The sequence below is a fragment of the Alishewanella jeotgali KCTC 22429 genome, assembly GCF_000245735.1.
GTDB lineage: Bacteria > Pseudomonadota > Gammaproteobacteria > Enterobacterales > Alteromonadaceae > Alishewanella > Alishewanella jeotgali.
The window spans coordinates 40,528-51,306 of record NZ_AHTH01000003.1 but is presented as its reverse complement, the minus strand read 5'-3'; the positions used below and the strand labels follow the sequence as shown (position 1 = coordinate 51,306).

Here is a 10,779-nt window from a genome sequence, read left to right as displayed (position 1 = left end):
GCACGCCGTACCGGAGTCGGTCCTGCGCTATCAAATAAAGCACCTATCTTAACGCTACACCAAGCCACGACTCCGGTATGCTCGCCGTACCGGAGTCGCTCCTGCGCTATCAAACCAAACACCGATCTTAACGCTACACCAAGCCACGACTCCGCTATGCCCGCCGTACCGGAGCCGCTCCTGCGCTATCAAACCAAACACCGATCTTAACGCTACACCAGTCCACGACTCCGGTATGCGCGTCGTACCGGAGTCGGTCCTGCGTAGTGGGCGCATCAAAGATCGCTCCGACAAGCGATTTTCTCGATACCATCACATATAACCATAAAGAATATAAGAGAGGAATTTGCAATTAGATTTGGCATATAAGGCATGCTAATTTTGCGAAAACTTTAAATAAAAAAGGTGCTTAATATGCGCAAAATACTTATAGCGTTAACGGTTTCAATATTTGCCAATACCGCAATCGCCAAACCGCTCTCCTTACTAAACGTATCCTACGATCCTACCCGCGAGTTTTATCAGGATTTTAATCAGGCCTTTGCCGACCATTGGCAAAGCCAGAATGCGGATCAGCCGCTGCGGCTTAATCAATCTCATGGTGGCTCAGGCAGGCAAGCTATTGCAGTGATCAACGGCATTGAGTCTGATGTGGTGACGTTAGCCCTGGCGCAAGACATTGATGCTATTGCTGAGGCAGGAAAAATCGCAAAGGATTGGCAAACCCGGTTACCACATAATTCGGCACCCTATACCTCCACCATTGTTTTTCTGGTTCGCAAAGGTAATCCGAAAAACATTAAAGATTGGGCGGATCTGACCAAAGAGCATGTCAGCGTTATTACTCCCAATCCCAAAACCTCTGGTGGGGCGCGTTGGAACTATTTGGCAGCCTGGGGTTACGCCTTAGCGAAGAGTGGGAATGACGAAGCTTATGCCAAACAGTTTGTCACAGCACTGTTTCGCAATGTTGCGGTGCTCGATATTGGTGCCAGGGGGGCTGCAACCACTTTCCTGGACCGACAAATAGGCGATGTGTTGATAGCCTGGGAAAATGAAGCCTTACTTGCAATCAAAAAGCTGGGCGCAGATCAGGTTGAAATTGTGGTGCCAAGCATTTCAATCTTAGCCGAGCCTTCTGTCGCCGTAGTCGATCAGGTGGTCGATAAAAAGGGCACCCGCGCTGCAGCAGAGGCCTATCTTGAGTTTCTTTATTCGCCAACCGGGCAGGAAATTGCCGCTAAGCATTTTTACCGGCCTCGCGACACGAATATTGCCGAAGAGTACTCAGCTCAATTCCCGGCATTAAATTTATTTACTATTGAAGACTTTGCCGGCTGGGAAGCAGCACATCAGAAACATTTTGCGCAAGGCGCTATCTTCGATCAAATCTACAGAAGGTAAAAGGCACAGAAAACATCCGCCCTACGTCCCGGTAATCGAAACCTATACCCGTAACCAAAAGCGACACCATACCACGACTCCGGTACCTAACAAAGCAATTAAATTCGCTCCCTGTGTTCGCCGCTTGTTCCGCACGCCGTTTACAGGCGTTACCAACCAACTACGCTCATGCTGCTGCACCGGACAGCTTGCACTGCACTTCGCTAGGCTCCGGCTACCGGTTATTGAGGCGTTCTGCTAACACCTAAAGCGGACTTTAATTTCTGTATAGTGAAATGACCGCTTTTGGCACAAATCAGCATTTCTTCGCACCAAGATTGATTACATATCACGCCGAAGGTTTCTAACCCACTATCGCAGGGTCGACTCCGGTACGCAAGCATACCGGAGTCGTGGAGTGGGGTTGTTTTATGCTTAGAGGGTGAGTTCACCGCGCAGATCTTGCTGCATCTGAGTGCGGATCTGCTCCGGGCTGAGTGGTTTGCTTAGCAGGTAATGCAGCTTGGTCAGGCTTGCTTCCAGCGTCATATCAAAGCCACTGATCACGCCGGCGCGGCGTAAGGCATTACCGGTGGCATAACCATCCATATTGACCTTGCCTTTAAAGCATTGGGTGCAGTTTACTAATACCTGGCCGCTGTTACTGGCATTCTCCAGCACTTTAAGTAGTTCCGGGCGCTGTGGTGCATTACCCACACCAAAAGACTTAATAATTAGCGCCCGTACCGGTGCGGCCAGCATATTGCTGATCACGTCGGTGGTAATGCCGGGATAGAGTGTCACCACACTGATCGGCTGCGGGGTGATCTCAGCAACTTGTAACGGCAGGGCCTCGGCGCTATTGCTCAGCTTGCCGGCTAATAGCTTGATATGGATCCCGGCTTCCAGCAGCGGCGGTAAATTGGGCGAGGCAAAGGCATTAAAGCCGTCGGCATCGGCCTTGGTCGCGCGGTTGCCGCGGAACAGCTGGTTATTAAAGAACAGCGACACTTCCGGGATCGGATAATTGGCCGCCAGATACAGCGCGTTTAACAGGTTAACCTGGCCGTCGGAGCGCAGCTGCGCCAGTGGGATCTGTGAGCCGGTGATAATCACCGGTTTTTGCAGATTCTCCAGCATAAAAGACAGCGCAGAGGCGGTGTAAGCCATGGTATCGGTGCCATGTAGCACCACAAAGCCGTCATAATGCTGATAGTTTGCCTGAATATCTTTGGCAATACTTAACCAGTGCGCCGGCGTCATGTCGGAGGAGTCAATTACCGGATGATACTCATGAATGTCGAACTCGGGCATTTCCGGCCGGTAAAACTCCGGCATCCGTTTTACCGTGTCGGTTAAAAAGCCCGGTACCGGAATAAAGCCACGGCTGGATTGCTGCATACCGATGGTACCGCCGGTATAGGCGACATAAATACGTTTTCTTTGCATGGGAACCTTAAAAAAATGCCCGGTCAGAGCCGGGCATTGTAATCCTTATTGCGTTTGCTGTCAGTGGATCTGGCAGCTCAGGCAGTAGGAGTAGATACCATTAGGGTCATTAAACTGGTTCATTAACAGGAAGTCCTGTTGTACCTGCTGGCTTAACTGACGCAGGGCACGGTTTTGCATCGACTGGCCGAAGCTCGGTACCCAGCCTTTGGCCTGGGCCGCACCAAACATATCAACAAAGAATTGCTCTGTTGGGCTTAACTCTTGCTGGATCACTTTGACATCGTAGTTATCCAGGCCAGCCATTTCCGCAGCACGGGCAATGGCATCGTCGAAGGTACCCAGTTTATCCACCAGGCCAAACTCCTGCGCCATCCGGCCGGTCCAGACGCGGCCTTGGGCAACCTTATCTACCGCTTCCACGCTCATATTGCGGTTTTTACCCACCATGGTCAGGAATTCGGAATAACCGCGCTCGATCAGCAGCTGCATTAAATCTTTCATTGGGTCATTTAACCCTTTAAACAGCGGAACACCGGCAGATAAGCCTGCCAGCTCAGTGGTACCTACGCCATCTACGTTTAAGCCCAGAGTTTGCATCGCATTTTCCAGGGTGTGCATTAAACCGAAGATACCAATAGAGCCGGTGATCGTAGTCGGGGCGGCCCAGATTTCATTGGCAGGCGCGGCAATCCAGTAACCACCTGAGGCAGCAACGGCGCCCATAGAAGCGATAACCGGTTTGCCAGCTTCACGCAGCAGGGTAATTTCCTGACCAATCACTTCTGACGCGAAGGCGCTACCGCCGCCACTGTCAATGCGCAGTACTACGGCTTTAACCTTGTCATCGTGGCGGGCACGACGCAGCAGTGCTGCAGTAGAATCACCGCCAATGGTACCGGCTTTTGCCGTGCCATCGATAATCATACCGCGGGCCACGACAACGGCTACTTTTTCGGTCATTGGGTTATCAAACTGCTTGGCAGGTAACACCAGCTTGCTGTAATCATCGAAGGTGACATGGTTGTAGGTATTTTTGTCGTTCTTACCGACAACGGCAATTAAGCTGCGACGGAACTCTTCGCGGGTTTGGATACTATCAACCAGCTTGTTTTCCAGCGCGTACTTGCTTAAATCGCCCTCGGCGGCAGCCACCTTGGCATACAGACCGGCAAAGGTTTCGTCAAAGTTATCCAGTGCAAAGCCACGACGGCCGGCAACCTGTTCTTTATATTCCTGCCACAGCGCATTTAACCAGGCGATATTGGCTTCTTTGGCTTCAGCAGACATATCATCGCGGGTGTAGGGCTCTACCGCAGATTTATAGGTACCCACGCGGAACACATGGGTGCTGACCTTCAGTTTTTCCAGTGCGCTCTTGTAGAACATCGGATAGCTGCCGTAACCTTCCAGGATCACAGCACCCATTGGCTCCAGGCTGATTTGATCAGCATAGCTGGCCAGAAAATACTGGTTTTGGGCAAAGAAGGCGCCGTAGGCGAATACTTTTTTACCGCCTTGCTTGAAATTCTCAATCGCGCTGCCAACGGCCAGCATCTTGTCCAGTGAAGCACGACCTAAGCCGGATAAATCCAGCACCATGGCCTGAATGCGGTTATCTTTAGCGGCATGATTAATTACCGCAACCAGATCGCTAACCAGGATCTCCGGCGTTTCTTCCTGGCCACCCAGGCTCTGATTCATAATGGCGGCGATAGGATCAACAAAGCGTTTTTCTTCAACCAGATCGCCTCTCAGATTCAGGTAAAGGGCAGAGGTTTTCGCCACTTTGACTTTGTCGCCGCCACCGAAGATGGCGCTGCCAATTAAAATCACAAATAAAATAAAGATGATATTAAGCACGGTGGAGCGAAAGCCCTTATAGACGGCCCAGATCGCGCCAAAGAAGCGCCGGATGATGCCTTTCTTTTTTTCTGCCATGAGATATTCCTGTGTCTCGAACTAATACTATTACGCATTGAGTATGCTAACGGCTTTTGCTGCAAAGTCGAAACCGAATTTGTAAGAAAATGTATATCGCTTGCGAAACGGCGCCAAACTCGCTAGAGTCTGGCATTTATGACAGGTACGACCAGAGAGGTTTATGTGGCTTATCAACAATTATTACAACCGCTCGATCTCGGTTTCACAACATTACGCAACAGAGTGATTATGGGGTCGATGCATACCGGCCTGGAAGAAGAGAAAAATGGTTTTAGTAAACTGGCGGCCTTTTATGCTGAGCGCGCGAAAGGTGGTGTCGGGTTAATTATTACCGGCGGTATCAGCCCGAATTTTCGCGGCAATCTGGTACCTTTTGGTTGTCAGCTAAGTTTCTGGTGGCAGGTTGGCAAGCATAAGCAGGTCACCGAGGCTGTACATCAGCATGGCGCCAAAATCTGCCTGCAACTGTTACATGCCGGTCGCTATGGTTATCATCCGTTTAACGTCGCCCCCAGTAAAATTAAATCACCCATTACTCCGTTCAAGCCGTCAGAGCTGTCTGGCCGTCAGGTGCGTGCCACCATTAAAGACTTTGCCAATGCCGCCAAACTGGCGAAAAAAGCCGGTTACGATGGTGTGGAAATTATGGGCTCGGAAGGCTACCTGATTAATCAGTTTATTTGTCAGCGCACTAACCAGCGTAACGATGAATGGGGCGGTAGCTTTGATAACCGCAGCCGTTTTGCGCTGGAAACGGTACGGGCGGTACGTGAAGCCTGTGGTAAGGACTTTATTATTATTTACCGGCTGTCTATGCTCGATTTGGTAGAAGATGGTAATACCTTTGATGAAGTGGTCGCTTTAGGTAAGGGCGTTGCCAAGGCAGGGGCAACGATGATTAATACCGGCATTGGCTGGCATGAGGCACGGATCCCGACCATTACCACCCGGGTACCGCGGGCTGCCTTTAGCTGGATCACGGAGCGGGTGCGCAAAGAGCTGTCCGTGCCGGTGATTGCCACTAACCGCATTAACGATCCACAGGTAGCGGAAGATATTCTGGCTAACGGCCAGGCCGATCTGGTGTGTATGGCGCGACCTTTCCTGGCTGACGCCGACTTTGTGAATAAAGCGGCTGCTGATCAGGCCGATCTGATTAATACCTGTATTGCCTGTAATCAGGCCTGCCTGGATCATATCTTCCAGCAAAAGCGCGCCAGCTGTTTAGTTAACCCGCGTGCTTGTTACGAGACTGAGCTAAATTTCACCCCGGCTACAACCCGCAAAAAGCTGGCGGTAGTCGGTGCCGGCCCGGCTGGCCTGGCCTTTAGTGTTTATGCTGCGCAGCGTGGCCACGAGGTGCACTTATTTGATAAATCGCACCAAATCGGCGGCCAGTTTAACTACGCCAAACAAATTCCGGGCAAAGAAGAGTTCCACGAAACCCTGCGTTATTACGGCCGGATGCTGGAGCTACATGCGATTAAGCTGCATTTAAATGCCGAGCAAAGCGTGGAGTCGTTAAGCGCTGGTGGCTTTGATGAGATTATTCTGGCCACCGGGATAGTGCCGCGTGATATTGGTTTGCCGGGGCAGGACCATCCGAAAGTACTGAGTTATCTGGATGTGCTGCGCGACCATAAAGCCGTGGGTAAGCATGTGGCTATTATTGGCGCCGGTGGCATTGGCTTTGATGTATCGGAATATCTGACCGAAGAGCATTCACTGACGCTGCAACCGGATGCCTGGTTAAAAGACTGGGGCGTTGATAAGGCGTATCAGGCGCGTGGTGCCTTGCTAAAAGCCGAGCCGGCTGAGCCAGCCAAGCGCAAGATCTATTTGTTGCAGCGCAAGAATACCAAGGTTGGCTCTGGCCTGGGTAAAACCTCGGGCTGGGCACACCGGGCCTCGTTGCAGAAAAAAGGCGTGGAAATGCTGGCCGGCGTAAATTATCTGAAAGTAGATGATGCCGGGCTTTGGATCAGCATTAATAACGAAGAGCGCTGCCTGGCGGTGGATAATGTGGTGATCTGTGCCGGTCAGGAGCCGCTGCGGGCGCTGCAACAAGGTTTAATTGAGCGGGGGCAGAAAGTGCATTTAATAGGCGGTGCGGATGTTGCTGCCGAGCTTGATGCCAAGCGCGCCATTCGTCAGGGCGCGGAGCTGGCGGCACAAATCTAGTCGTTTTTGCCTGGCTCAGGCTAGGTTCCCAACCTTTGACTGGCCGGTTGCACCAAAAAAGTGCGACCGGTCATCTCTTTGTCATCTTTTTGTCCTTTACTTGCCCTATTTTTACGCAGTATTAGCTGCTATCTTTATTAGTAGTTTCATTAACACTAATAAAATGCAAAGCCGCCAAGCAGTAGTCAGATATTGGTATTGCTATTGCATAGCAGGTGAAGGCCAAGCAGTGCAGTGAAAAGCCTGCAGCAATCGCCTGAACCCCGCACAACCAAGACCAACCCCGGGGATAACACAGTATCAATTTCATTATATGGAACCACTGTGCCAGGCACAGTGCTAAAGGGGAGAAACTATGTCAGGTGTATTAACGATGATTCTGGCGGGTGGTGAAGGTACCCGTTTGGCGCCTTTAACCGGCGTGCGGGCGAAACCAGCGGTGCCGTTCGGTGGTAACTACCGGATCATTGACTTTGTCTTAAACAACTTTGTGAACTCAGACTTGCTGCAAATTTTTGTGATTACGCAGTTTAAATCGCACTCTCTAATGAAACACCTAAGCCGCGCCTGGCGGGTCGGCGGCATTACCAACCGTTTTATTGATCCTATCCCAGCCCAGATGCAAACCGGTAAGCACTGGTATTTGGGCACGGCTGATGCCATCTATCAAAACCTGCATTTAATTGAAGGCTTGGATCCGGAGCATATCTGTGTTTTTGGTGGCGACCATATTTATAAGATGGATGTGCGGCAAATGCTGGACTTTCATCGCAAAAAGCAGGCTAAGTTGACGGTGGCTGCCATTCCGGTACCGGTGTCGCAGGCGCATGAGTTTGGCATTATTGAAGTCGATGCCGACGGCCGGATGATCGGTTTTCAGGAAAAACCGAAACAGGATCCGAAAACCATCCCCGGCCGGCCCGATATGGTGTTGGCCTCGATGGGTAACTATATTTTTGAAGCCAAATGTCTGGTTAAGGTGTTAAACGACGATGCCGATAATCCGGACTCCAAACATGATTTTGGCCATAATATTATTCCGGGCCTGGTGCCGGGCGGTGAAGTCTTTGTCTATGATTTCTCGACTAATAAAATCCGTGGTGAATCGGAGAGCAGTTCCGGTTACTGGCGCGATGTTGGTACGCTGGACTCTTATTACGAAGCCAATATGGATCTGATTTCTATTGATCCGCCGTTTGATGTATACAACCGTTACTGGCCACTGCGTAGCTATACGCCACCGATGCCGCCGGCGAAATTTGTGCATGATCAGGCGAACCGTACCGGGCAGGCGATTAGCTCAATGGTCGCAGCGGGTTGTATTGTTAGCGGCTCTATCGTTTATCAGTCGATACTGGGTTACAACGTGCATGTACATAGCCATAGCTATATCGAAAAATGCGTACTGATGGGCAATAACGATATCGGCCGTGGCTGCCGTATTCGCCGTGCCATCATCGACAAAGATGTTAAGATAGCACCCGGCACCGTGATTGGTGAGGATATTGAAGCGGATCGCAAGCGGTTTCATATCTCGCCAGGTGGTGTGGTGGTGATCCCGAAAGGGGCCAAAGTGGGTTTTGATGATGACAGTGGCAGCTAAGGCTGCCCGCTAAAAAAAGGATCTGCCTGGTGCGAGTTCTGTTGTTATGTAGTGAATATGAAGGGCTGATCAAAACCGGTGGGCTGGCAGATGCCTGTCGCGGCATAGCGCAGGGGCTGGTTGATGCTGGCCATCAGGTCACCGTTTTATTGCCGCAATATACCAATCTGTACAGCCGGCCAACCGGGGAATGGCACTCGGTTTATTTTCATTTAGGCGGTCGGCCACTGGGCTGCGCGGTACGGCAGTTGGCGCAAGCCAGTCAGGGTGGGGTGGATATCCGCCTGCTGGAGCATCATGATTTCTTTCATCGTGAGCGGCCCTATGATGATGGTGATCAGGGGTATGCCGACAATCCGCTGCGCTTTGCGTTTTTCTGCAAAGCCGCGCTGGAATGGTGCCGCCAGTATTTACCGGATGTCGATCTGATCCATGGCCATGACTGGCAAACCGCAGTGACAGCGGCCTATTTAAAACAGCATTATGCGCAGGACCCGGTACTTGGCAGGGTCCCCTTTGTGTTTACTATCCATAATGGCGCCTACCAGTTAACGGCCGGTGCAGAGTGGTTTGGTAAGCTGGAACTGGCGCAGCAGCAGGATCACTTTCTGAATATGCTGGAGCAGGGCATTCGCTATGCGGCCAAAGTGAATACGGTCAGCCAGGGCTATCGTGACGAGTTGTTATCGGAGCCAGCGGCCAATGGTTTGGCCCGCTTATATCAACAACGGCAAGCTGATTTTGTCGGTATTCTGAATGGTTGCGATTATCAGCAGTGGGATCCGGCCACCGATTTAACCTTGATTAAAAATTTCGATAGCACCGATCTGAGCGGCAAAGCAGCCTGTAAACAACAGCTAAAAGCCCGGTTTCATTTGCCGGCGGCGGACGTGCCGTTAATGGTAGCGGTAAGCCGGATCACCGGTCAGAAAGGCTATGATTATCTGATCCCGGCACTGCGCCAGTTTTTGCTACAAAGCCCGGTACAGGTGTTTATTGTTGGCAGTGGCGAGCAACATTATTGCCGGCAACTCTATCAGTTACAGGAGGATTTTCCGGCGCAGTTCCGTTTTTTTGAGGGCTTTGATGAGACCCTGGCACACCAGACTGAAGCGGCCGGTGACTTCTTTTTAATGCCGTCGTTATTCGAACCCTGTGGCTTAAATCAGCTGTATAGTCTGAAATATGGCGCTGTGCCTTTGGTGCGGTTAACCGGGGGGTTGCGAGATACCGTTGTCCCATGGCCAGACCAGGCCGCAACGGGCATTGGTTTTAGTGATGTCAGTATCGCCGCTTTACTGTCGGCGTTACAGCAAGCCGAGCAACTTTATCTGCAACAGCCAGCCTATCAGGCGGTGCAATTACGCGGTATGCAGCAGAACTTTAGCTGGCAAAGCTCGGTGCAAAGTTATATTCAGCTTTACCAACAGGCGTTGACTGAGCAGTTTTCGCGGAGTTAATCGCCACTTGCGCAGCTTGCTGCAAAATTGCCGTGAGTCAGACGGTTTTTTTTGATAGCCTGCGCAGCAACAGCTCTCGCTATTTACAGGTAAGTTTATGGATGCATTAACTCTTCTGACCAGCCGTTATTCTTCGCCGCGCCTAACAGAGCCGGCTCCCTCAGCTGAGGCTATGGCACTGATTAAACGTGCCGCGGTGCAGGTGCCGGATCATGGCGCCTTACGTCCGTGGCGTTTTGTGGTAGTGCAGGGTAAAGCAGCGCTAACCCGGCTGGGTGATGTCTTTGCCGAAGCCGCCATTGAAGAAGATCCAACCTTGTCACTGGAGCTGCAGGAGCGCGCCCGGCAATTGCCATTGCGGGCACCGATGGTTATCGTCTGTATCGCCAAAGTTACCGAGCATGCCAAGGTGCCGGCAGCCGAGCAGGTGCAATCAACCGCCTGTGCGGTGATGGCAATGCAGCAAATGGCCTTTGCCTTAGGTTATGGTGGCATTTGGCGCACCGGCGCTTACACTCAGTATGATTATGTTAAGCAGGCGTTTGAGCTGGCAGCGGATGATGAAATTGTTGGCTTTTTATATCTGGGCACGCCAAATGGCGGTGCGCCTAATCGTACGCCGCTGGATGCAGACGCTTTCTTTAGCGAGTTTTAGTCGCTGGCATGCGTAGTGGGACAATCCGGTCCAACGGTTTATTCCTCACCCAAAAAAGAACCCGCAATTGTTGCGGGTTCTTTTTTGCAAGTACCGGGCTTTCC

General features: G+C 51.4%; 7 protein-coding genes. 5 read left to right on the top strand and 2 right to left on the bottom strand.

What is annotated here, in order from left to right; genetic code table 11:
- Positions 1-414 precede the first annotated feature (414 nt).
- A complete protein-coding gene (locus tag AJE_RS01085) occupies positions 415-1,404 on the top strand; it encodes a sulfate ABC transporter substrate-binding protein (protein ID WP_008949280.1) in 990 nt (329 codons plus the stop codon).
- Positions 1,405-1,818: 414 nt separating this feature from the next.
- On the opposite strand, the gene ansA is transcribed toward AJE_RS01085, so the two are convergent.
- Positions 1,819-2,832, bottom strand: a complete 1,014-nt coding sequence (gene ansA, locus AJE_RS01080) for an asparaginase (protein WP_008949279.1) — start codon at positions 2,830-2,832, stop codon at positions 1,819-1,821.
- 60 nt (positions 2,833-2,892) lie between these two features.
- On the bottom strand, positions 2,893-4,773 hold the full coding sequence (sppA, locus tag AJE_RS01075) for a signal peptide peptidase SppA (protein ID WP_008949278.1): 1,881 nt from the start codon (positions 4,771-4,773) through the stop codon (positions 2,893-2,895).
- 138 nt (positions 4,774-4,911) lie between these two features.
- On the opposite strand from sppA, the gene AJE_RS01070 reads away from it, so the two are divergent.
- The 4 genes from AJE_RS01070 (at position 4,912) to AJE_RS01055 (ending at position 10,675) form a co-directional block, all read left to right on the top strand.
- Entirely contained in the window at positions 4,912-6,957 is a 2,046-nt protein-coding gene (locus tag AJE_RS01070) for an NADPH-dependent 2,4-dienoyl-CoA reductase (protein ID WP_272941524.1), read from the top strand.
- A gap of 355 nt (positions 6,958-7,312) precedes the next feature.
- Complete coding sequence (gene glgC, locus AJE_RS01065) at positions 7,313-8,560, top strand: glucose-1-phosphate adenylyltransferase (RefSeq protein ID WP_008949276.1); 1,248 nt, start codon at positions 7,313-7,315, stop codon at positions 8,558-8,560.
- Positions 8,561-8,589: 29 nt separating this feature from the next.
- Positions 8,590-10,020: a glycogen synthase gene (locus AJE_RS01060; protein WP_008949275.1), complete on the top strand. Its 1,431-nt coding sequence runs from the start codon at positions 8,590-8,592 to the stop codon at positions 10,018-10,020.
- A gap of 97 nt (positions 10,021-10,117) precedes the next feature.
- Entirely contained in the window at positions 10,118-10,675 is a 558-nt protein-coding gene (locus tag AJE_RS01055) for an NAD(P)H nitroreductase (protein ID WP_008949274.1), read from the top strand.
- The last annotated feature ends 104 nt before the right edge of the window (positions 10,676-10,779 follow it).